Below are 22,642 nucleotides of genomic sequence, written 5' to 3' on the forward strand. Positions count from 1 at the left end.
CTCCGCCTTTCTATTTATTCAACATAGAATGCAAGCTTTGCGGCTCTATATCTACAAACTTATCGCTCTCGATTTTACCGATATAAGACATTTGGGCACCTGGGAACTGCTTCATCTTCCAGCCTTCCATATTGCGGTTTCCACTATACATTGGATCTGCATAAACTCCTTCAATCGTTGCTGCTCGCATCATCTCAAAGAACTCCGCAGAAGTTGTACCACTTATCTTCACATCATCATTTTCAAAAGCCGTTAAGATCTTATCCTGTTCTTCTGCGCTTAACTCTTGGAAGCTCTTCTCATAATCAGATTGGGCCTTTTCTTTTAACTTCTTAATGCCCACACGGAAGATCTCCCCGCGGTTCATACGAGACTGATATCCTTGTGTAGGCTCGCCCTTGTAGAAAGGACCTTGCATGTATTCTTTAGTATTATTGCCCCAAGGACCTGCAAGTTGATGATCAATAAAGAATGGTACACCTAGCTTAATAGCCCCCGGACCATTTTCATCTTCTGGAAAAATCCGCTCACAGCTTGAAGCTAATACACGGAAGTCATCACGGTTCGTAAAGAACATAAAGGCATCATTGAATTGATCTTCACTTCCACCATTCGTTTGACTATTTTTGGTTTTAGGGTCATCCTCCATTACTTGCATAGTAATCAAACTAGCAATTAACCCTCCACCGACTACACCACCTGCTGCATAACCGCTTTTCTTTAAAAAGTCCCGGCGACTATATTTCTCTTGCTCGCTCATGTGTAGACCTCCCTTAAATGTTTTGTCTTCAGTATTCCTCTAGAAAATACTGTTATACTTTCCAAAACAAAAAAGATACTTAAAAAGTTTTAAGCATCAGTCAAAATATGTTAATATTTTCTATGTTATAGAAAGAAATAAAGATCGTTAGGGTTCAGGGGGAATTCATTTGAAAGCCATGATTGGACAAGATACAAAGCCAATAAAAGTTGGTATGATCGTCATTTTTGTAATTGGGAGCTTCTTCTTTCCACTCTTTCTTGTAATCTTCTTTCAAGATATCTTCTTCTTCTCAAGAGAGCACATTTACTTCCAGCCTTTATTCGCTGCCTATGCCTTTTTCTTTGCGGGATCCATGTTAATGGCTAGTACGGTCGTTTTAGATCTTCTCTACAATTCCAAACGAGAGAATAAAAATTTAAAACACCGACCGTGGATGTTTTTCATCGGTATACCTGTGGTTATTTTAACTTGTGCATTAGGAGTAAATAGTTACTTTTACTTTGATCCAGAAGGACTTCACTTCAATGAAGCTTTCACACTGGAGCGTCATGATATGGAGTGGGGGGATATAGAAGAGGTCATTAAGGTAACAACACGTGAGAACAATACCATTACATTAAAAGAACACGAGTTTATCGGAAAAGACGGAACGCGGTTTACGGTTCAGAATGATCGGGACTTCTTTGACTACCGTAATAAAATTTATGCCTATATAGAAGCAAATGACGTGCCAATGAGGACAATTTTTATTGAGCCAGAGGAGTAAATCAACAGTTTAACTCCTCTTCTGCCCATTTTTCCTTTTGGAAAGTCGCACGCTTCCCATCCTTTAACATTTCAAATACCACTAAACCGTTGCTCGGCTGTCCATCGGGATAACGCATTGGAATCGCATCAAACATAACAAAGTAAATGGAATAATATACAAATAGATTCCAAAACTTCTGTCCCTCTATAAGATCATAATAAATGAGTGCGTTTACGCCAATAGCGGCTAAAATATTAAAAATCATTGGGCCGGCATAGACCAGAATATAGTGAAAGCGTGTATTCTTTTCAAGGCGCTCGAACTGGCACCAGCTATAGAAGAAATAATATTTACGAAAGCATAATCGTCCGATTTGTAAAATCGGCTTTCCACAGCCGATATCTAACGTTTGGTTTTTCGCTTTAAACAAGACCGCGAAGAATAAGTGTCCGATCTCATGAATCATAGACACAATGGGCAATATAATAAAAATGGAAACCATTAAGTACAAGATATCGTATAATCCAAACAAGTTTAATGCCCCCTTCACGGAAAATAATCATGTGAATGGGATTCCTTTTTATCCAAGACATTAAACTAGGAACACTATCCTAAAATAGGAAATAAAAAGAAAAAGCTGTCCAGAGTTGGACAGCTTTTTCTAATAGATGACCCCGGCAGGATTCGAACCTGCGACACAAGGTTTAGGAAACCTATGCTCTATCCCCTGAGCTACGGAGCCATGAATTCCTTTCCCTATTATATAAAAAAAGAACGATTTTGGGAAGTCTCTGCACTCAGCTCAATACATGGTATACAACCAACTGGCACAACCTACATATGGAATCAATTTTAAAGAATATGACCGTTACTTACGTCCAGTGATTATGATAAAATGTAGTTTGTCTGTCTGAACGTATAGAGTAATACTGTTGGCGAAGGAGGAGGAGAGATGGGGAATACTCCCTTTATTGCAGTAGAAGGTCCAATTGGGGTAGGGAAAACATCCCTGGCACAAAAATTAGCCACCCAATTTGAATATACCTTATTAAAAGAAATTGTCGAGGAGAATCCGTTCTTAGGGAAATTCTATGACAACATTGAAGAATGGAGCTTCCAGACTGAGATGTTCTTCTTATGCAATCGATTTAAGCAGTTAGAAGATATCGAAACTTACTATTTAAATCAAAACCGACCTGTGATTTCTGATTACCATATTTCTAAGAATTTAATTTTCGCTGAACGTACACTAAAGGAAACACAATATAAAAAATATGTTCAAATATACGATATCCTCACAAAGGATATGCCTCGTCCGAATATGATTATTTACTTGCATGCCAGTCTAGATACACTCCTAGAACGTATAAGAATGCGCGGCCGTGAAGTAGAGCAAAATATCCAAGCGAGTTATTTAGAACAATTACTTCATGATTATGAATTATTTATGGAGAAATTCGAGCGTGAACATCCAGATATTCCTGTAATCCGTTTTAACGGAGACAACTTGGATTTTGTCAAACACCAGGATGATCTAGACTACATGATTCAAACAATCGAGAATCACTTTAAAAAAGGGGAAGTTATATAATGAATGCACGTAATCAATATGGCATTCCACATGATGCTGTCATTACGATCGCCGGCACTGTTGGTGTTGGTAAATCTACCATGACAAACGCTTTAGCCAGAGCTTTAAATTTCAGAACGTCATTTGAGAAAGTTGATACGAACCCTTATTTGGATAAGTTCTACAACGACTTCGAGCGTTGGAGCTTCCATTTACAGATTTACTTCTTAGCTGAACGTTTCAAAGAGCAGAAGAAGATTTTTGAGTATGGTGGCGGCTTTATCCAGGATCGTTCGATTTATGAAGACACTGGTATCTTCGCAAAAATGCACTACGAAAAAGGTACGATGAATGAAGTAGATTATAATACCTACACGAACCTATTTGATGCAATGGTTATGACACCATACTTCCCACATCCTGATCTTCTTATTTATTTAGAAGGATCATTTGATGATGTGGTAAGCCGCATCAAGGAACGCGGTCGCCCAATGGAACAACAAACACCAGTAGAGTACTGGGAAGAAATGTTTGGGCGTTATGAGAACTGGATTGATGACTTCAATGCATGCCCTGTCCTTCGTCTTAACATTGCCGATTACGACGTTGTAAATGATGAGAATTCCATTGAACCCATTTTAGAGAAGATTGGACATTTCATTCAACAATCCCGCAAGTGGCGCTCTCGCCAACTTACGTAAAAAAAGAGTGAGCTTTCCTTTTTAAAGGATCTGCTCACTTTTTTTATATCTTAATTTTGACTCACTATAATAAGCCATTAAAAAAACCTCAGTGATAACTCACTGAGGTTTGATCTATATCGTTAGTGATTTTTCAATCTCCAATTTTTACGCGCATAAAAAATGGCGGAGGAGGAGGGATTCGAACCCCCGCGGGGCGTTAACCCCCTGGCGGTTTTCAAGACCGCTCCCTTCAGCCAGACTTGGGTACTCCTCCGTAGCGACATTTAATAATATAACATTTAGTATTATTAAAGTCAATGATTTTCAACAATATCTTTTAAAATGTTGAAAACTGTTGGTTGCCTCTTACATCGGCTGAAAACAACCACAAAGAATATTGTATCTGAATTATATATAAAAAACAAGCCTTTTATTAATTTTTTTATAAAAAGCTAGTATGTTCACTGTAGTTTACCGTTGTCTCCGAGCAAGCCCAAGCTCTTATCAAACGTAACGGCCCCATAATCGCCCAATAAAAAAAGAGCTCGTGCAAGCGAGCTCTTTTTTTACTTCTTCATTTATTTGATTACATCTTTCCCACCCATATACGGACGAAGGACTTCTGGAACTACTACCGTTCCATCTTCTTGCTGGTAATTTTCTAAAATTGCAGCTACCGTACGTCCAAGGGCTAAACCAGATCCATTTAAGGTATGAACGAATTCAGGCTTCCCTTTCTGATCGCGTCGGAAGCGAATGCCCGCTCGACGAGCTTGGAAGTCTTCGAAGTTAGAGCAAGAAGAGATTTCACGATACGTATTGTAACTAGGCAGCCATACTTCAATGTCATATTTCTTAGCAGCTGTGAAGCCCAGATCACCTGTACACATATCCATGACACGGTAAGGTAGTTTTAACAGCTGAAGTACTTTCTCTGCGTGCCCTGTAAGCTGTTCAAGTGCGTCATAAGACTCTTCAGGTTTTACAAACTGCACAAGCTCTACTTTGTTAAACTGGTGCTGACGGATGAGTCCACGTGTATCGCGGCCAGCAGACCCTGCTTCTGAGCGGAAACAAGCACTGAATGCGACATATTTTCGTGGTAGGTCCTCTAGAGAAAGGATTTCTTCGCGATGGTAGTTTGTAACAGGTACCTCTGCTGTAGGTGCAAGGAAATAATCCCACTCTTCTACTTTAAAGGCGTCTTCTTCAAACTTAGGAAGCTGCCCTGTACCTGTCATACTTGTCCGGTTAATCATATAAGGAGGTAGCATTTCTTCATAACCATGCTCCTCTGCATGCAAGTCCATCATAAAACTCATTAGTGCACGTTCCAAGCGAGCCCCTAATTTCTTATAGAAAGTAAAACGACTCCCTGTTACCTTGGAAGCTCTCTCAAAGTCTAGAATATCTAAATGATCCGCTACATCCCAATGGGCTTTAGGATCAAACGTGAATTGAGGTAATTCTCCCCACTCACGAGCAACGATATTATCATCCTCATCACTTCCTACCGGTACGCTTTCATGAGGAATATTCGGGATCGAAAGAAGAAGAGTTTCAAGACGTTCTTCAACCTCTTTTAACTCTGTATCTAATTCTTTAATGCGATCTCCTACTTCACGCATTTCCGTAATTAAATGATCCGCATCTTTCTTTTCTTTTTTCAAAGCAGAAATATCTTTAGATACTTCGTTTCGTTTTGCTTTTAGTTCCTCTGTTTCGCGAATAAGCTCACGACGACGTTCATCCAATTCACCAAATGCGTCTAAATCGGATAAGTCTTCCCCACGATTTTGAAGCTTATCTTTTACTTCATCAAAATGATTACGTAAGTATTTTAAATCTAGCATTGTTGTTGCCTCCTCAATAATTTGTACATACAAAAAACTCTCGTCCTTAATCAATTGATTAGGGACGAGAGTTGTATATTCCCGCGATGCCACCCTTATTGAAGGTATCTACCTTCCGGCTCACTTTACAGTAACGATGCGTCAGCACCGGACATGCTTACTTAGATTCGGCATATCAGCTCGAGGATGGATTGGCAACGCACCTTCACTGGTTCTCACCGACCACCAGCTCTCTTAAGAAGTTAACGTTGTTACTAGTTCCTGTCATCACGTTTCATATAAATGTTGTTATGAAGAAGAATAGCGAATTTTTGACTAAGATGCAAGTGTTTTCTTGGATTCTTCCACCATTCTTACAAAATGTTCCGTTAAACGATGATCATCTGTTAATTCAGGATGAAAAGCACATGCAAGGTAATGCCGATCCTGAGCTGCAACGATTTTATCATTTTGCTTGGCAAGGACTTCAGATCCGTCCCCTACATCTACAATATAGGGTGCCCGGATGAATACGGCTTCATACCCTTCAGCAATCCCCTTAATATCCAGATGGGCTTCAAAGCTTTCCCTTTGGCGACCGAATGCATTTCGTTCTACTGTCATATTCATTAAGCCAAGATGCGGCTGATCTTGGCCCTGAATATCAGTAGCTAACAAAATTAAACCAGCACAAGTTCCAAAGATAGGTTTACCACTTTGCCCAAACTGTTTTAAAGGCTCAAGAAAATTGTACTTATCAATTAGACGACGCATGGTTGTACTTTCGCCCCCAGGCAAAATTAGGCCGTCAATATCGTTTAATTGTGATGTACGTTTAACAATAACCGCTTCAGCTCCGCTCGCTTCGATAGAGCGGACATGTTCACGAACTGCTCCTTGTAAACCTAAGACACCAATTAAAGTCATGATGTATTCCCCTTTTATTCATTACATACTACGGTCTTGCATACGATCAGAAGGTTGTAGAGTAGACATCTCCATACCCTTCATTGCCGTTCCAAGACCTTTAGATAGCTCTCCAATTAACTTGTAATCATCATAATGAGTTGTCGCTTCTACAATAGCACGAGCGAACTTCTCTGGATTATTGGATTTGAAGATCCCAGAACCAACAAAGACTCCATCTGCTCCAAGTTGCATCATTAATGCTGCATCAGCTGGTGTTGCAATACCACCTGCAGCGAAGTTTACAACAGGCAGACGCCCTTCTTCCTTAATTTGAATAAGGAGTTCATATGGGGCTCCGATGTTTTTAGCATAAGTCATTAATTCATCTTCATTCATGCCAACTACTTGACGAATTTGAGATTGTACTTCACGCATATGACGTACCGCTTCTACAATATTCCCTGTACCCGGTTCACCTTTTGTGCGAAGCATGGAAGCACCTTCGCCAATACGGCGTGTTGCTTCACCAAGGTCGCGACAACCACAAACAAATGGAACGGTATAATCATTTTTCTTAATATGATAGACCTCATCTGCTGGAGTAAGTACTTCACTTTCATCAATATAATCTACGCCCATTGATTCTAATACACGAGCTTCTACCACATGTCCAATACGTGCCTTAGCCATAACTGGAATGGATACAGCGTTCATAACTTCTTCTACAATCGTTGGGTCAGCCATGCGGGCTACGCCACCTGCTGCACGAATATCTGCCGGAACTCGCTCAAGCGCCATTACAGCAACCGCTCCAGCTTCCTCTGCAATTTTAGCTTGTTCCGCATTTACAACGTCCATAATGACGCCGCCTTTTTGCATTTCCGCCATACCTCTTTTTACTCGATCTGTACCTGTTCTTGACATGAATATTCCTCCTAGTCCAAATGTGCACATAGTATTTATAGGACAGCTTCTCCTAAAGATATTGTATACCAAACCACTCTAAAAACCTACATCATTACTAGGTTTAAAACCATCCTTTTACAGTATCTACAACACTCGTAAAGATATCAGCAAAGAAACCAGTAATAGCGCCAATCATAAGCATGAACCAGTTAGATTTCTCTACTTTTTCTTGTGTTACAAGATCAACGCTTTCTTTTTGCTCACCATCAGAGGTGATATATCCGAAATCTTTCTCACTATTGACTAGTTTTACAGAACCGACTTTTTGTCCCTTTTTAATCGGGGCAGTCAATTCTTTTTTGTCGTTCAGAACTGAGTCATCCAACTTGTATTCCACGTTGTATTGATCTTCCGTTCCTTTCTCAATCATAGTCGTGAGAGGGGCATTAGAAGCAATTTCAACTGTGTCTTGCTTCCCTTTTGTAACAGATAAAGTCTTTTGATCTTCTATCTGATATTCGTTAGGGTATAATTCTTTCTTTTCAAACTGGTTGAATCCATAATCTAGTAGTTTTCTCGTTTCTTCAAAACGAGCTTCCTTACTATCCGTTTTCATGACCACTGAAATCAAGCGCTGATCACTGCGCTCAGCTGTACCCGTGAAACAGAATCCAGCTAAGTCCGTCCAACCTGTTTTAAGTCCATCCATGCCTTCATATCCATATTGTGATAAATAACCCGGCATATTTGGCAACATCCAGTTCCAATTCTGAATTTCCTGACCATCAAATTCTGTGGTCGTCATACTGGATATATCCAGAGCTTCTGGGTAATCATTAATTAAACGGTAGGCAAGTAATGCTGCTGAACGAGCAGACATTAAGTTATCTTCGTCAGCGCCAGTTCCTTCCGGGACATTATTACCTAAATCAGAATTAGCCAGCCCTGTCGCATTGACAAACTTTGCATCAGGGAGACCCATCTGGTCTGCTTTTTCATTCATCATCTTAACGAAATCGCCTTCTGAACCTGCAACAAGTTCAGCTAATGCAATAGCTGTAGCATTATCTGAGTTAATAGCCATCGCTTCATAAAGTTCTCGAACCGTGTAGTCTTGATTTTGCTTCAATCCAACTCCAGAGAAAGCTGGATCTGCAGAAATGCTATAAGGGTAGTCTGTAATTTGGGTCGTCGTGTCCCAACTAATTTTCCCTTCATTAATGGCTTCAAGTACTAAGTATTCGGTCATCATCTTTGTCATACTAGCGGGTGGCAATGCTACATCTGCATCTTTCTCAAATAGAATTTTACCAGTTTCTGCGTCTACTAGAATGGCAGTTTTAGCTTGCACATCTACCGCTGCTGAAGTTGTAATCGGTTTCGTCAGCATGGAAGTAAATGTTACAAGTACCATTATTAACAATAGAAAAGGTACTTTTAATCTAGTTTTCAACGTCCTTCAACCTCCAAAAAGATAGTATACATATGACGTTATTTTATCATAGGACGACTTAATAGAGAAACAGACTTTCCACCCGTTATGACGGAACTGAGCCGTATATACCTCATTTTAAGTTGATCCTGGTCGTATGTAGAACCTTATAGTTGTATGTTTAGTTGTTTCCTCCATAAAAGACAGAGCTCAGAATATGACAAACTGAGCTCTGATCCAATGAATGTTTAATTTTAAAAAAAGAAGGTATTAAATAGAGTAGTTCGGTGCTTCTTTCGTAATTTGTACATCATGTGGATGGCTTTCACGTAAACCGGCATTGGTAATACGAGTAAAGCGAGATTCGTTACGGAAAATGGTTAAGTCAGAAGCGCCACAATATCCCATGCTAGAACGTAGACCACCAATCAGTTGGTGTACCGTATCAGCTAGAGGCCCTTTATAAGGTACGCGCCCTTCAATTCCCTCTGGAACCAATTTATTTGCTTCTGAAGACTCTTGGAAGTAGCGATCTTTAGATCCTGACTTCATCGCACTTACAGAGCCCATTCCACGATATACTTTAAAGCGTCTTCCTTGGAAGATCTCTGTTTCACCTGGACTTTCAGATACACCAGCAAACATACTTCCAATCATAACGGCATGGGCACCGGCTGCAAGAGCTTTGGCAATATCTCCTGAGTACTTAATTCCCCCATCAGCAATAACTGGAATGCCGTGCTGTTTGGCTTCTAAAGCACATTCGTAGACGGCTGAGATCTGCGGGATCCCGACTCCAGCTACAACACGGGTTGTACAAATAGAACCAGGTCCAATTCCTACTTTAATAATATTCGCCCCTGCTTCAATTAATTCGCGGGTTGCTTCTTGTGTACCGACATTACCCGCCATAATATTTAGGTGTGGGTAAAGCTTACGAACAGACGCTACTTGGTCAATTACACCTTGTGAATGACCATGAGCTGTATCGATTACGATAACATCAACTCCTGCATCAACAAGCTTTTGAATACGTGTGTCAGCATCAGCTGTTACGCCTACAGCCGCACCTGCTAGAAGTCGTCCAAATTCATCTTTAGCTGAATTTGGGAATTCAATGACTTTTTCAATATCTTTGATTGTAATCAAGCCTTTTAAAACCCGGTTATCATCTACTAGTGGAAGTTTTTCAATCTTGTAGGTTTGAAGGATCTTTCCTGCTTCTTCAAGCGTTGTTCCAACAGGAGCTGTAACGAGATTTTCGCTTGTCATAACTTCAGAGATCTTAATAGAATAGTCTTGAATAAAACGAAGGTCACGATTTGTAATAATACCAGTTAACTGTTGGTCTTGTTCGTTATTCACGATTGGTACGCCTGAAATACGATATTTCCCCATTAGATATTCAGCATCATACACCTGATGTTCTGGCGTTAAGAAGAAAGGATTTGAAATGACGCCACTTTCACTTCGCTTCACACGGTCCACTTGCTCTGCCTGCTCCTCAATGGACATATTCTTATGAATAATACCAATGCCGCCTTGGCGAGCCATTCCAATTGCCATTTCTGCCTCTGTCACCGTATCCATCCCTGCACTAATCAGCGGAATATTCAGTTTCAAACTAGAGCTTAATTCAGTTTTTACTTCTACATTCCTTGGTAATATGTCTGATTTCCCCGGGATTAAGAGTACATCATCAAATGTTAAACTTTCTTTAGCGAACTTATCTTCACGCATTTCATTACCCTCCTGACACGTATTCATGTTTTCTTGTGATTTAGGACAAACTAAACCTATAAGTTGTTATATTGTAGATTACAATACGTTATTAAAAAGGGTTTTTCAACTGTTTTTAAGGAAGTGGGGCCTCTATTATGAATATCCGAAATATTCTGTCCATTTATACAAATCTTCAATCTGCTCCTTTCGCCCAAAGTTACTTACAACAATGTTATGCCCCCATTGATGTAGATGCTGAACGAAAGAGTTATGATAACACCTATCGGTTAATCTATTATTTAGAACATGGCCAAACTTTTTATAAGCAAGGAGAGGAGTCTCCATTATCGATTCAACCTATTCTATACTTTTATGGAATGGCACAGTTTATTAAAGCTGCGCTCTTAACCGTACGTCCAGATTATCCTGAGTCAACGAGTGTTTTAGCTCACGGGGTAACAAGTCGCAAACGAAAAAAGCAAAATTATTCTTTTCTTCAAGACGAAGTGAAAGTTCAACACAAAGGACTCTTTTCTTATGTCGCCGAGCATATGTTTCACATGGAACAATCTTCTAAAGAAAAGTTTACAATGAGTGAATTACTCTCAAGGATTCCAGAAATGGGTGAGGTGTATCGTTTCCAAAACCACCCCAAAAAAGGATACTTTATTGGAAGTATGGGAGCAGATACGCTCACTTTCCCCCTTTCTATCCTTGATGATTACCACTGGTCTGAGAATTACTTCAAACAACATATTCCATCTATTATTACTGAAGGAAACCATGTCAGTATAGAAAATAACTCAATAAATGTATCTCTGAAATCACCCTTCCGTACACTTCACCACCCTTATATTTACGTCAATCAAGAGGATGATCGTTTATTTATATCTAACCATCGTTCATTACAGTATCCTTTTCCTGAACTCCTGTCTCACTATTTGGTTTTGTATAATTTAAGCATGCTTTCCCGCTATGAGACTGAGTGGTGGGGAGATATTCTTCATTCCTACACAAGTGAGGACTTGGTGTATATTCGTACGTTTCTAGAAATAACAAAGACAAAGATTCCATGGCTAATAGCCGACTTTCTTCACTCTCACCTATAAAAACGTCCCCCTTACTTCTAAGGAGGACGTTTGTCAGGAGATAATTTCTTCGATATAAATTTCCCGGTGGAATTTAAGATGAATAATCTCATCGTTGTGCTGTAGTCGAATCATAGGTCTTGTTGGATATTTGGATTCAATAAAAACGATCTCTGCTAATTGGTTATTTGTTAAGCGTATCTTCATCCCTGAAGATAGGCTAGTCATACTCTGAACGAGTGTTTGAGTAATAGTAGGATCAAACTTCCCAAATTGTTGATGTAGAAGTTCTTCTAATACCTTAAAAGGAGACTGTTTAGATCGGTAGACCCTTTCTGAAGTCATTGCATGATAGAGATCACTCACAGCAATTATTTTCCCATATGTATGCAATTTATCCTGCGAGATACCTAATGGATACCCACTTCCATCAAGGCGCTCATGATGTTGCAGCACAGCGAGACGAACTTCATTTTTTAAAGCCGGAATGTTTTCGACCATTCTATAAGAATAAGTCGGGTGCTTTTTAATTTCTTCGTATTCGTAAGAAGTTAGTGATCCCCTCTTTGATAAAAGCCCTTCATCAATTTTCGCCATTCCACAATCACTTAAGAAACCTGCAATCCCAACTTGAATGACCTCTCCTTTAGAATAGTTCAGCTGATCTGCTATTATGGCTGACAATAGGGCAACAGCAATGCCGTGATGATAAAAGTAATCATCTTTACTCGTGAAATGATGCAAAGAGTAAATTTCATTTTTATGCTTTGGCGCTTGTTCAATTAAAGGGACAATTACTTCCCTAACACCAGGCATATTAATAGCAAATCCAGCTTTCCACTGGTGAAACATCTTCTTATAGGCCTGAACGGCCTGGAGATATTGTTCTGTAAACGGAGGTTGCTCTGTTTCGTGAACAGCCGATATTTCTTGTGGCTGATTATTACTTTTTTCAGGTAAAAAAGAACTTCCGTTTGAAAGTTTTTGTCCAACTTCCACTTCATCTACTAAGAACTTGTGCAGGACCGTAATGTGAACAGGCTTAATCACTGTATTCTTTGTCACAATTGGACGATTTGTTTTCCCCATAACATCTCTCATTACAATACAACCAGGAATTAACTGGTCAGGGTGCACACGCATGTTTTTCCCCCTCCACTATAACCATTTCCACTAAATTGGAACTCATTTTGTGTAAAAAAAAGGAGATGTATGTACATCTCCTTTTTTAGTTACTCATCTTCTGATGTTGAGTCTTCTTCGATGATTGTTTCTTGCTCTGTAGAAATGCCTTCAATAGCTTGTTCACTTGCTTCTTCTAACGTTTCTTCTTCTTGTTCTTCAGTTTGAATACGAGCCACCGTTGCTACTTCTTCGCCTTCTTGAAGACGAATTAAACGTACGCCCTGTGTGTTACGTCCGGTTTGAGAGATGCTCTCTACACCCATTCTAATAAGCACACCAGCTGCTGTAATAATCATAACATCTTCTTCACCTGTAACAGCTTTTACAGCGACAACGTCACCATTCTTCTCAGTAATATTACAAGTACGAATTCCTTTACCACCACGCCCTGTAATACGGTACTCATCGGCTGGTGTTCGTTTACCGAACCCTTTAGTCGTAACGTTTAGAACTTGAAGGCCATCTTCAATAATCTCCATAGAGACAACTTCATCTTCATCTCGTAATGAAATTCCTTTCACCCCAGCTGCTGTACGTCCCATTGTACGTACATCTTCTTCTGGGAATCGGATCAGATAACCGCCTTTTGTACCAATCATAATATGCTTATGACCATCTGTAAGACGGACTGAGATTAATTCATCATCTTCACGGAGGTTCAGCGCAATAAGTCCACCACGGCGAATATTAGCAAAGGCAGATAACGTAGTACGTTTAGAAATACCATGCTTCGTTGTGAAGAATAAATACCAGTCATCAGCAAATTCTTCTACAGAAATTACAGCATTAATCCACTCATCTTTCTCAATTTCTAACATATTAATGATTGGAATTCCTTTTGCTGTTCTGCTGAACTCAGGTACCTCATACCCTTTAGCCCGGTAAACCTTCCCTTTGTTTGAGAAGAATAAAAGAGTGTTATGAGTGGATGTTGATAGTAAGTGTTCTACGAAATCATTTTCGTTGGTTCCCATACTTTGAACACCGCGTCCTCCTCTTCGTTGTGAGCGGTATGTGGTCGCAGGGAGACGTTTGATATAACCCTGGTGAGTAACCGTTACAATCACCGTCTCTTCAGGAATCAGATCCTCATCCTCGATAAAGTCTGTTCCACCAGCTATGATTTCTGTTCGTCGCTCGTCAGAGAATCGTTCTTTTACTTCTGTTAATTCTTCTCTTATAATCTCAAGAACTTTTTCGTCATCAGCTAGAATAGCCTTTAGTTCTGCAATCAACTGAACAAGTTCTTCATATTCTTTTTCAATTTTATCGCGTTCTAACCCAGTTAAACGTTGTAAACGCATGTCTAGAATCGCTTGAGCTTGCTTCTCTGAGAGCTCGAAATTCGTCATAAGGTTCTCACGAGCAATGTCAGTCGTTTCAGATTCGCGAATTAAAGCAATAATCTCATCAATATGATCCAACGCAATTCGTAAACCTTCTAGAATATGTGCGCGAGCTTCCGCTTTACGAAGCTCATATTCTGTACGACGTCTGATGACAACCTTCTGGTGTTCTAAATAATGTTCTAAACATTGCTTTAGATTTAATACTTTCGGTTGCCCATCTACTAGTGCAAGCATATTAATCCCGAAGGATGTTTGAAGAGCTGTTTGCTTATAGAGGTTATTTAAAACAACGTTTGGATTTACATCTTTACGAAGTTCAATAACAACGCGCATTCCTTCACGGTCTGACTCATCACGTAAGTCCGTAATTCCATCAATCTTCTTATCACGAACAAGTTCGGCTACTTTCTCGACAAGCTTAGCCTTATTCACTTGGAATGGTAGTTCTGAAACCAAAAGACGGGACTTCCCGTTCTTCATTTCTTCAATATCTACTTTTGCACGAATGGTAATAGACCCTTTTCCTGTTTCATAGGCTTTGCGAATACCACTTCGCCCTAAAATTTGACCAGAGGTCGGAAAGTCCGGTCCATATATATAATCAGTCATTAGTTCATCAATAGTAATCTCACTATTATGACTGACTGCTAAAACGCCATCAATGACTTCCCCTAAATGGTGTGGAGGAATGTTAGTAGCCATTCCCACCGCAATACCACTTGCTCCATTCACAAGTAAGTTAGGGAAACGGGCAGGAAGAACAATAGGTTCTTTCTCTGTCCCATCATAGTTATCCGCATAATCAATGGTATCTTTGTTGATGTCACGCAGGAGTTCCATTGAGATCTTGGACATTCTTGCTTCTGTATAACGCATTGCTGCGGCAGCATCACCGTCTACAGAACCAAAGTTTCCGTGGCCATCTACCAGCATCGCGCGGTAGTTAAAATCTTGTGCCATACGTACCATAGAATCATACACAGCAGAGTCACCATGAGGGTGATACTTACCAATAACATCCCCTACAATACGTGCTGATTTCTTATAGGCCTTATCTGAGTGCATACCTAAATCATGCATCGCATATAGAATACGGCGGTGCACAGGCTTTAATCCATCTCTTACGTCTGGTAAAGCACGGGACACAATAACACTCATGGCATAATCCATAAAGGATGTACGCATCTCTTGGCTAATATTGATTTCTTTTACGTTTGGGCGTTGTTCATCCGCCATCGTGATACCTCCTATTCAATAAGGAAAAGAGAGCTCTACAGCCTCTAAAGTTCATTCATCTGTTCTCATTTCTCTTGCTTCAAGCTTACAAGCCGAACCACCATAAGAGGGTTCGGCTTGTGTAAGTCCATGAAGCATTTCTTTATCTTAAACGTCTAAATTCTTAACATACTGGGCATTATCTTGAATAAAGTTACGACGAGGCTCTACTTTATCTCCCATTAAGATCTCAAACACTTCATCTGCTTCCATAGCATCCTGGAGACTAACTTGAAGCATTGTACGCGTTTCAGGATCCATTGTAGTCTCCCAAAGCTGCTCTGAGTTCATTTCTCCAAGACCCTTATAACGCTGCAAGCTAGGCTTAGGCTGCTTAGACAGCTGGGCTAGAGTAGCTTCCATTTCTTTATCGTTAAAGGCGTATTGAATAGCTTTCCCCTGTTGAATTTTATAAAGAGGTGGCTGGGCGATATAAATATAGCCATATTCAAGTAGCGGACGCATATAACGATAGAAGAATGTTAAGAGCAATGTTCGAATGTGCGCTCCATCGACATCCGCATCCGTCATAATGACAATTTTGTGGTACCTTGCCTTTGTAATATCAAATTCTTCTCCAATACCCGTTCCAAGCGCTGTAATAATAGAGCGAACTTCATTATTGGATAGGATCTTATCTAAACGGGCCTTCTCAACGTTAATAATCTTACCTCTTAAAGGAAGAATAGCCTGGAAATGGCGATCTCGTCCTTGCTTAGCAGATCCACCTGCTGAATCTCCCTCTACCACATACAACTCACTGATCTTAGCATCTTTAGAAGAACAGTCAGCCAACTTACCTGGTAGGTTAGAGATTTCTAACGCACTCTTACGGCGCGTTAACTCACGTGCTTTCTTAGCAGCAGATCGTGCTCTAGAAGCCATAAGCCCCTTTTCGACGATCATCTTCGCTGAGTCAGGGTTTTCAAATAAAAACTTAGAGAAATACTCATTAAAGATATTATCCGTGACAGTACGGGCTTCACTATTTCCTAGTTTTGTTTTGGTTTGTCCCTCAAATTGAGGATCTGGGTGCTTAATGGAAATGATTGCTGTAAGCCCTTCGCGTACATCATCACCTGTTAGATTCGGGTCTGTTTCCTTAAACATTTGGTTCCGACGGGCATAATCATTAATAGCTCTTGTTAAAGCTGTTTTAAATCCGGATTCGTGTGTTCCGCCCTCATAGGTATTGATGTTATTTGCGAAAGAATAGATGTTACTTACAAAGCCATCATTGTACTGTAAAGCAATTTCCACACTGATGTCTTCACTTTCATTCTCAACATAGAAAGGCTCATGCAGTCCTTCACGAGTACGGTTTAAATGCTCTACATAAGAAACAATACCACCCTCGTAAAGAAAATCTTTTGCCCCTTGTTCTTCATTACGCTCATCATTAATCGTAATGCGAATCCCTTTATTTAAAAACGCTAACTCACGAAGTCGGTTAGCTAATGTATCAAAATTATACTCTCTTGTTTCGTTGAAAATCTCAGGATCTGGGGTGAAGTGAATACGTGTACCCGTTACATCCGTTTCTCCAATTACCTTCAGATCTTCTTGAGGAACACCTCTATGATACTCTTGGTAATGAATTTTACCATCCAGGTGTACATATACTTCTAAACTGCTCGATAAGGCGTTTACCACGGAAGCTCCAACACCATGGAGACCACCTGATACCTTATAGCCGCCGCCACCGAACTTACCACCAGCGTGCAGTACCGTTAGAATAACCTCAACAGCAGGACGGTTTGCCTTTTTATGCATACCTACAGGAATCCCGCGTCCGTTATCTGTTACGGTAATGCTATTGTCCTTCTCAATTGTTACAGTGATGTGATCGCAATAGCCTGCTAGTGCTTCATCGATACTATTATCAACAATTTCCCAAACAAGGTGATGAAGTCCCTTTTCGTTTGTTGAACCAATGTACATTCCTGGACGTTTCCGCACCGCTTCTAAACCTTCAAGCACCTGAATTTGACTCTCATCATATGCCTGTTGATTTGGTAGATTTTCTTCCCTCATCAGTCATTCACCTACATTTCTTTCCCTAGGTTATATTCTTTCGTTCTCCTGAATCATTCTGCAAAGTCTTCGATTTTGTTCAATGTTGAAGTCATGTTGGCACGTTTTTTAAGAGTAAAGACAGAAAGTGGACTGAAGTATATATAGTCTCTCGTTATAACAATTGACTTTGCCTCCGCATTTGGAGATTCAAAGACTCTTTGGTTCAATCGCTGATTTTGAATCATTTCCTCTACGATTGAAGATGAGCTTAGCAATTCAAAGTCAATAATCGAAATAACGTCTCCTGATTCAATAACATGATCTTCCCCAATATGAATAAACAAACTTCCACCTCAATTCGCCCTGGTTACGCTACCTTCCTGAACGTAGAAAACATCCGCCTTTTTAAGTGTTTCGTGCTCAATGCCGTCTACACTTGTCGTAGAAACAAACGTTTGAACCTTTCCCTGAATGGTATGCAATAGATGGGATTGTCTATAATCATCTAATTCACTTAATACATCATCTAAAAGCAAGATCGGATACTCACCAACCTCACTATGAATTAACTCAATTTCAGCTAGTTTCAGTGATAAAGCCGTCGTACGTTGCTGACCTTGAGAGCCATAGGTTTGTACGTCTTTTCCATTCACATAGAAAATTAAATCATCACGATGTGGACCAATTAAAGTAGTTCCACGTTCTAATTCACGTTTTTCTATTTCTTGAAATTTTTCTTGAAATACCCTTACAAGCATAGACAAATCCATATCTTTTGATACGTCAGCTGTAGGATTATAAGCAATTTCAAGTTTTTCCAGTTGGCGGCTAATTCCTTCGTGTATTGGCAAGGCCCAGTCTCTAAGTAGCCCCAGAAACTTAAATCTTCTCTGAACAATTGTTGCAGCATGCTCAATAAGTTGGTCAGTTAATATTCGCAACATCGTTAAATCAGGATTTTGTTTACGCTGGTACTCTTTTAATAAATGATTTCGTTGCTTTAAGATTTTTTGGTACTGTCCCAAATGATAAATATAAGCAGGCTGAATTTGTCCAATCTCCATATCTATAAAACGACGACGAACCTGAGGATTCCCCTTTACCAGGTTTAGATCTTCAGGTGCAAACATGACAATATTTAATGCGCCTATATAGTCGCTTAAACGTTTCTGCTCAAGATGGTTAAGCTTTGCCTTCTTACCCTTTGTTGACGTTACAATTTCTAATGGGAAATGGCGTTTTCGCTTAAACACACTCCCTTTAATTTTAGCATACTCTTGGTCCCACATGATAAGTTCTTTATCACGGGGAGTTCGATGGGATTTTGCAAAAGCTAAAACGTAAATAGCTTCCATAAGGTTAGTTTTTCCTTGAGCATTCTCTCCAATAATAACGTTTACCTTATCATCAAACGTTATATCTAACTGCTCATAATTACGATAGTGTTTTAATGTTAGTTGTTCTAAATGCATAGGGAGTCCCCTTCAACTTAATTGGGAAATTAAGATTCTGATACAACCTTAAAGGTACCTACACCTTCAACCTCTACAAGATCTCCAATAGATAGTTTCTTACCACGACGATTCTCTGGCTCACCATTTACAAAAACTGGGTATTCGGATAAAAACCATTTAGCCATACCTCCAGTTTCAATAACATTGGCAATTTGTAAAAATTTACCTAAAGGAATCATATCAGTTTCTATTTCAATAGCTTCATACATTATTTTTTCACCCTAATTCCAGACTTGACCTTCTACCTATTTTACTAAAGATTTGTCCATAAGAAAAGCAAGGGATGTCATCCCTTGCTTTTTATTTGCTAAATGGAGAAATTAATACGTTCGAACAGGTAAAATAAGCTGTAAAATTTGATCATTCTCATTTGGTCGAATTAAGAATGGACGCATAGCACCAGTAAACTGGATGTTTACTTTTTCACAGTCGACAACTTTAAGTGCATCCATCATATATTTCGCGCTAAAGGAAATTTTTAAATCTTCCCCTTCTAACGATTCCGCTGTTACTTCTTCTACAACATTCCCTACTTCAGGGGAATTACTTGTAATCTCCACACGGTTGTTTTCTTTTGTGGTTAATTTGACCACACTATTGCGATTTTCTTTTGCCAACAGAGATGCACGATCAATAGACTGAAGCAATTCTTTGGTATCAATGAACACCGTTGTTTTGACTTCATCAGGAATAAGTCTTGATGTTTCTGGATAATTCCCGTCTAGCAAGCGTGATAAAAAGTACAAGTGCTTTGTACGGAATAAAATTTGATTTTCTGTAACGCTGATTTCAATGGTTTCTTGAGAATCATCAAGAATTTTGTTGAGTTCTGTCAGGCTTTTTCCAGGGATAACAACATTCTCAAATGATAAAGGTTGAACGTTGTCACCCATTGGAATCTTTCTAGAAGCAAGACGATGACTATCCGTTGCAATAAAGTATAAATCATCGTTTTCCACTTTCATGTTTACACCTGTCAAGATAGGGCGTGTTTCTGAGGTGGACACCGCAAAGACCGTTTGTCGAATTAAGTCTTTTAGTAAATCAATCGGAACTTCAAAACTTTGGTTGGTTTGAATTTGCGGCAAGTGCGGGTATTCTTCAGCGTCTTGGCCATTTAAATGGAATTCTGCACTACCAGAACGAATATTTACGTTGAAGTGATCATCAACCTCGATTTCTACCGTTTGTTGAGGTAACTTGCGAACAATATCCGGGAAGTATTTAGCTTGCAATACAATACTGCCTGGTTCGATGTTCTCAACCAAAACAATCCCATCTTCTTCAACAGGGATAAAGGATTCAATAGTGACATCAGAATCACTACCTGTAAGTTTTACCCCGTATTCTGTAGCTTCTACTTTCATTCCGGTAAGAATAGGAATAGTCGTTCTAGAAGATATAGCTTTCATAACATCTTGAACGCTGTTCATTAATTGATCGCGTTGAATTGTAAATCTCATGAATCGAATCCTCCTAAATGGATCTTCTTTAATTATATTTATTTATAAAAAAGGTCGTAGTAGTCGTAAGGGCTGTGAATATGTGCATAAGTGGTTTCATCGCTATAACTGTCAGGTTTTCCACATGTGGATAGACTGTGAGTAATTTTTGGAATAACTTTAATGGATATCCACAGACGACATTTACGATTTAAGTGTTTCTTTTAGATCATCTAAGTCTTTTTGTAACTGCTGATCTTGGCTAAGCATCTTTGAAATTTTTTCATGAGCATGGATGACGGTAGTGTGATCGCGTCCTCCAAACTCCTCTCCTATCTTCGGAAGAGAGTAATCCGTCATTTCCCTTGATAGGTACATAGCGATTTGCCTTGGATAAGCAATGGTTTTGGTTCGTTTTTTCGCAGCGAAATCGTCAAGTTTAATATTATATTTTTCAGCTACAACTTCTTGTATAGCTTGAATGGTAATGACTTTAGGCTTGGAGCTTGGAATAATATCCTTTAATGCTTCAGCTGCTAATGAAGCATCAATATCTCTATTAATCAGAGATGAGTAAGCTACAACTCTAATAAGTGCGCCTTCTAGTTCGCGAATGTTGGTGTCGATTTGATTGGCAATATAAAGCATAACCTCATTCGGAATATCTAGACCTTCTGCTTTAGCTTTTTTGCGCAAGATGGCAATACGTGTCTCAAGATCAGGTGGGGTTATATCCGTAATGAGTCCCCATTCAAATCGAGAACGCAAGCGGTCTTCTAAAGTAGGAATTTCTTTAGGTGGTCGATCACTTGAAATGACAATCTGTTTATTCTCTTCGTGAAGTGTATTAAAGGTGTGGAAAAATTCTTCTTGGGTTTGTTCTTTTCCCGCAAGGAATTGAATATCATCAATTAATAGCACGTCTACATTGCGGTATTTGTTGCGGAAATTAACGGCTTTGTTGTCTCTGATGGAATTGATAAATTCATTTGTAAATTTCTCTGAAGAAAGATAAACCACTTTAGCAGATGGATTATGATCAAGAACATAATGGCCAATTGCATGCATGAGGTGTGTTTTCCCTAACCCAACACCCCCGTATATAAATAAAGGATTGTATGCTTTTGCAGGTGCTTCAGCTACAGCGAGTGAGGCTGCGTGAGCAAAACGGTTTCCTGATCCAATGACAAATGTATCAAACGTATACTTAGAATTTAGCATGCTTTGAGGCGATTCCTCTTGCTCATTTTGTTCCATATTCTGAACCTGTTTCATGGCTGGTTTCACTTCGTCAGGAGTTACATCTTTTGCTTCAGGAATAATAAATTTTGTTTGAAGCTTTGCTCCTGTTACTTCAAATAAAGCATCAGAGATTAACTTAGAATAACGGCTTTCAAGCCAATCCCTAGCAAATTCATTGGGCGCTACGATAATGAGCGTATCATCTTTAAGAGAATCTGCTTTTGTGCTCTTTAGCCAGGTTTCAAAGCTTGGTTTGCTGATTTTTTCTTCTATCTTTTTAAGTGTGTTGTCCCAAAGCTCATTGATATTTTCCAACAAATTTCACCCCTTTCGAGCAATCATGTAATAAAGAATGGTTTATGAAACAAAAAACCTCACGTATCTAAACCTTTCTTTCTAAATAAACCAGAAGAAAGGAGATCCGGAGGTGGGTTGTACAACTTTTGTGCAATCTTAAGGACTTATAATGCTGTGGAAGCAAAACTGTTACTATAACAGCTTGCAGTTCACTTATAAGCACAATCCACAATATTGTTGATAAGTACATGCACACCACTGTGAATAGATGTCCACACTTTATCCACAACCTGTGGAAAAGAATTATTGGCGTGTTTAATTATTCATTACTAAAACACAAATATAATACCAAATAAATCCCTCTGTTGCAATGGTTTTCGGTTACTTATCCACATTATCTACTGCTTGTAGACATTTTTTATCCACAACACTATATTTTGTGATTATCTTGTCGATAATTGATGTGGATAGTCGAAATGGGGTTAAAAAGTTATGCACAGACGAAGTGTACAGAAAAAAGATGACCTGTTAAACCATTTTTATAACTTCTTTTCATAAATCGTTGGATCCTCTAAAAATAGATTTAGTAACATGGATCTTTCATAGATCTGACTAAAGGTTTATACTTACATTTGGACAAACTAGGAACTAAACGAGTGATGTTGATAA

The 22,642-nt window shown here is 39.3% G+C and carries 19 protein-coding genes, 2 tRNA genes and 1 other annotated feature; of the genes, 4 read left to right on the forward strand and 17 right to left on the reverse strand.

The genetic code is table 11. The features are described 5' to 3' along the window. Positions 1-10 precede the first annotated feature (10 nt). Positions 11-760 (reverse strand): gluconate 2-dehydrogenase subunit 3 family protein, encoded by a 750-nt coding sequence (locus LQ226_RS17760; protein ID WP_231419397.1) that lies wholly within the window; start codon positions 758-760, stop codon positions 11-13. A 169-nt stretch (positions 761-929) separates the two neighbouring features. Here LQ226_RS17760 and LQ226_RS17765 point away from each other — a divergent pair, with 169 nt between their 5' ends. Further along, positions 930-1,529 (forward strand): hypothetical protein, encoded by a 600-nt coding sequence (locus tag LQ226_RS17765; protein ID WP_231419398.1) that lies wholly within the window; start codon positions 930-932, stop codon positions 1,527-1,529. A gap of 1 nt (position 1,530) precedes the next feature. On the opposite strand, the gene LQ226_RS17770 is transcribed toward LQ226_RS17765, so the two are convergent. Then, the gene (locus LQ226_RS17770) at positions 1,531-2,043 is read right to left on the reverse strand and encodes a site-2 protease family protein (protein WP_231419399.1); all 513 of its coding nucleotides are present in this window, start codon (positions 2,041-2,043) and stop codon (positions 1,531-1,533) included. Between the two features lie 137 nt (positions 2,044-2,180). Beyond that, positions 2,181-2,253 (reverse strand) — tRNA-Arg (locus tag LQ226_RS17775). Positions 2,254-2,463: 210 nt separating this feature from the next. Here LQ226_RS17775 and LQ226_RS17780 point away from each other — a divergent pair. Further along, complete coding sequence (locus LQ226_RS17780; RefSeq protein WP_231419400.1) at positions 2,464-3,102, forward strand: deoxynucleoside kinase; 639 nt, start codon at positions 2,464-2,466, stop codon at positions 3,100-3,102. Next, positions 3,102-3,782, forward strand: coding sequence for a deoxynucleoside kinase (locus LQ226_RS17785; RefSeq protein WP_231419401.1), 681 nt, complete (start codon positions 3,102-3,104; stop codon positions 3,780-3,782). The genes LQ226_RS17780 and LQ226_RS17785 overlap by 1 nt, the downstream gene beginning before the upstream one ends. Before the next feature lie 163 nt (positions 3,783-3,945). Here LQ226_RS17785 and LQ226_RS17790 read toward each other — a convergent pair. The 6 genes from LQ226_RS17790 to guaB form a co-directional block, all read right to left on the reverse strand. Then, positions 3,946-4,038 (reverse strand) — tRNA-Ser (locus LQ226_RS17790). A gap of 304 nt (positions 4,039-4,342) precedes the next feature. After that, on the reverse strand, positions 4,343-5,617 hold the full coding sequence (gene serS, locus LQ226_RS17795) for a serine--tRNA ligase (RefSeq protein WP_231419402.1): 1,275 nt from the start codon (positions 5,615-5,617) through the stop codon (positions 4,343-4,345). A 57-nt stretch (positions 5,618-5,674) separates the two neighbouring features. After that, positions 5,675-5,894 (reverse strand) — a binding site (T-box leader). Between the two features lie 38 nt (positions 5,895-5,932). Further along, complete coding sequence (gene pdxT, locus LQ226_RS17800; RefSeq protein ID WP_231419403.1) at positions 5,933-6,523, reverse strand: pyridoxal 5'-phosphate synthase glutaminase subunit PdxT; 591 nt, start codon at positions 6,521-6,523, stop codon at positions 5,933-5,935. A gap of 21 nt (positions 6,524-6,544) precedes the next feature. After that, the gene (pdxS, locus tag LQ226_RS17805; RefSeq protein WP_231419404.1) at positions 6,545-7,429 is read right to left on the reverse strand and encodes a pyridoxal 5'-phosphate synthase lyase subunit PdxS; all 885 of its coding nucleotides are present in this window, start codon (positions 7,427-7,429) and stop codon (positions 6,545-6,547) included. A gap of 103 nt (positions 7,430-7,532) precedes the next feature. Beyond that, on the reverse strand, positions 7,533-8,864 hold the full coding sequence (locus LQ226_RS17810; protein ID WP_370635526.1) for a serine hydrolase: 1,332 nt from the start codon (positions 8,862-8,864) through the stop codon (positions 7,533-7,535). Between the two features lie 249 nt (positions 8,865-9,113). After that, positions 9,114-10,583: an IMP dehydrogenase gene (gene guaB, locus LQ226_RS17815; protein WP_231419405.1), complete on the reverse strand. Its 1,470-nt coding sequence runs from the start codon at positions 10,581-10,583 to the stop codon at positions 9,114-9,116. 137 nt (positions 10,584-10,720) lie between these two features. On the opposite strand from guaB, the gene LQ226_RS17820 reads away from it, so the two are divergent. Next, complete coding sequence (locus LQ226_RS17820; protein ID WP_231419406.1) at positions 10,721-11,674, forward strand: YaaC family protein; 954 nt, start codon at positions 10,721-10,723, stop codon at positions 11,672-11,674. Positions 11,675-11,707: 33 nt separating this feature from the next. On the opposite strand, the gene LQ226_RS17825 is transcribed toward LQ226_RS17820, so the two are convergent. The 8 genes from LQ226_RS17825 to dnaA form a co-directional block, all read right to left on the reverse strand. After that, positions 11,708-12,796, reverse strand: coding sequence for an HD-GYP domain-containing protein (locus LQ226_RS17825; protein WP_231419407.1), 1,089 nt, complete (start codon positions 12,794-12,796; stop codon positions 11,708-11,710). 89 nt (positions 12,797-12,885) lie between these two features. Continuing rightward, positions 12,886-15,423, reverse strand: coding sequence for a DNA gyrase subunit A (gene gyrA / locus LQ226_RS17830; protein WP_231419408.1), 2,538 nt, complete (start codon positions 15,421-15,423; stop codon positions 12,886-12,888). A 147-nt stretch (positions 15,424-15,570) separates the two neighbouring features. Continuing rightward, entirely contained in the window at positions 15,571-17,496 is a 1,926-nt protein-coding gene (gene gyrB / locus LQ226_RS17835) for a DNA topoisomerase (ATP-hydrolyzing) subunit B (protein WP_231419409.1), read from the reverse strand. A gap of 53 nt (positions 17,497-17,549) precedes the next feature. Further along, positions 17,550-17,822 carry an extracellular matrix regulator RemB gene (gene remB / locus LQ226_RS17840; protein WP_231419410.1) on the reverse strand — a complete coding sequence of 91 codons (273 nt, stop codon included), beginning with the start codon at positions 17,820-17,822 and terminating at the stop codon, positions 17,550-17,552. Between the two features lie 9 nt (positions 17,823-17,831). After that, positions 17,832-18,950, reverse strand: coding sequence for a DNA replication/repair protein RecF (gene recF, locus LQ226_RS17845; RefSeq protein ID WP_231419411.1), 1,119 nt, complete (start codon positions 18,948-18,950; stop codon positions 17,832-17,834). Between the two features lie 29 nt (positions 18,951-18,979). Further along, the gene (yaaA, locus tag LQ226_RS17850) at positions 18,980-19,201 is read right to left on the reverse strand and encodes a S4 domain-containing protein YaaA (RefSeq protein WP_231419412.1); all 222 of its coding nucleotides are present in this window, start codon (positions 19,199-19,201) and stop codon (positions 18,980-18,982) included. Positions 19,202-19,312: 111 nt separating this feature from the next. Next, entirely contained in the window at positions 19,313-20,455 is a 1,143-nt protein-coding gene (dnaN, locus tag LQ226_RS17855; RefSeq protein WP_231419413.1) for a DNA polymerase III subunit beta, read from the reverse strand. Between the two features lie 183 nt (positions 20,456-20,638). After that, complete coding sequence (gene dnaA / locus LQ226_RS17860; RefSeq protein WP_231419414.1) at positions 20,639-21,991, reverse strand: chromosomal replication initiator protein DnaA; 1,353 nt, start codon at positions 21,989-21,991, stop codon at positions 20,639-20,641. Positions 21,992-22,642 lie beyond the last annotated feature (651 nt).

Source organism: Pontibacillus sp. HN14 (assembly GCF_021129245.1).
Classification (GTDB): domain Bacteria; phylum Bacillota; class Bacilli; order Bacillales; family BH030062; genus Pontibacillus.

Bases quoted from the DNA above. Each gene is read 5' to 3' on its own strand.
- gyrB (WP_231419409.1), bottom strand. From the start codon at position 17,496: ATGAGGGAAGAAAATCTACCAAATCAACAGGCATATGATGAGAGTCAA.
- guaB (WP_231419405.1), bottom strand. From the start codon at position 10,583: ATGCGTGAAGATAAGTTCGCTAAAGAAAGTTTAACATTTGATGATGTA.
- LQ226_RS17785 (WP_231419401.1), top strand. From the start codon at position 3,102: ATGAATGCACGTAATCAATATGGCATTCCACATGATGCTGTCATTACG.
- yaaA (WP_231419412.1), bottom strand. From the start codon at position 19,201: ATGTATGAAGCTATTGAAATAGAAACTGATATGATTCCTTTAGGTAAA.
- LQ226_RS17825 (WP_231419407.1), bottom strand. From the start codon at position 12,796: ATGCGTGTGCACCCTGACCAGTTAATTCCTGGTTGTATTGTAATGAGA.
- LQ226_RS17760 (WP_231419397.1), bottom strand. From the start codon at position 760: ATGAGCGAGCAAGAGAAATATAGTCGCCGGGACTTTTTAAAGAAAAGC.
- LQ226_RS17820 (WP_231419406.1), top strand. From the start codon at position 10,721: ATGAATATCCGAAATATTCTGTCCATTTATACAAATCTTCAATCTGCT.
- LQ226_RS17780 (WP_231419400.1), top strand. From the start codon at position 2,464: ATGGGGAATACTCCCTTTATTGCAGTAGAAGGTCCAATTGGGGTAGGG.
- gyrA (WP_231419408.1), bottom strand. From the start codon at position 15,423: ATGGCGGATGAACAACGCCCAAACGTAAAAGAAATCAATATTAGCCAA.
- pdxS (WP_231419404.1), bottom strand. From the start codon at position 7,429: ATGTCAAGAACAGGTACAGATCGAGTAAAAAGAGGTATGGCGGAAATG.
- recF (WP_231419411.1), bottom strand. From the start codon at position 18,950: ATGCATTTAGAACAACTAACATTAAAACACTATCGTAATTATGAGCAG.
- serS (WP_231419402.1), bottom strand. From the start codon at position 5,617: ATGCTAGATTTAAAATACTTACGTAATCATTTTGATGAAGTAAAAGAT.
- pdxT (WP_231419403.1), bottom strand. From the start codon at position 6,523: ATGACTTTAATTGGTGTCTTAGGTTTACAAGGAGCAGTTCGTGAACAT.
- dnaN (WP_231419413.1), bottom strand. From the start codon at position 20,455: ATGAGATTTACAATTCAACGCGATCAATTAATGAACAGCGTTCAAGAT.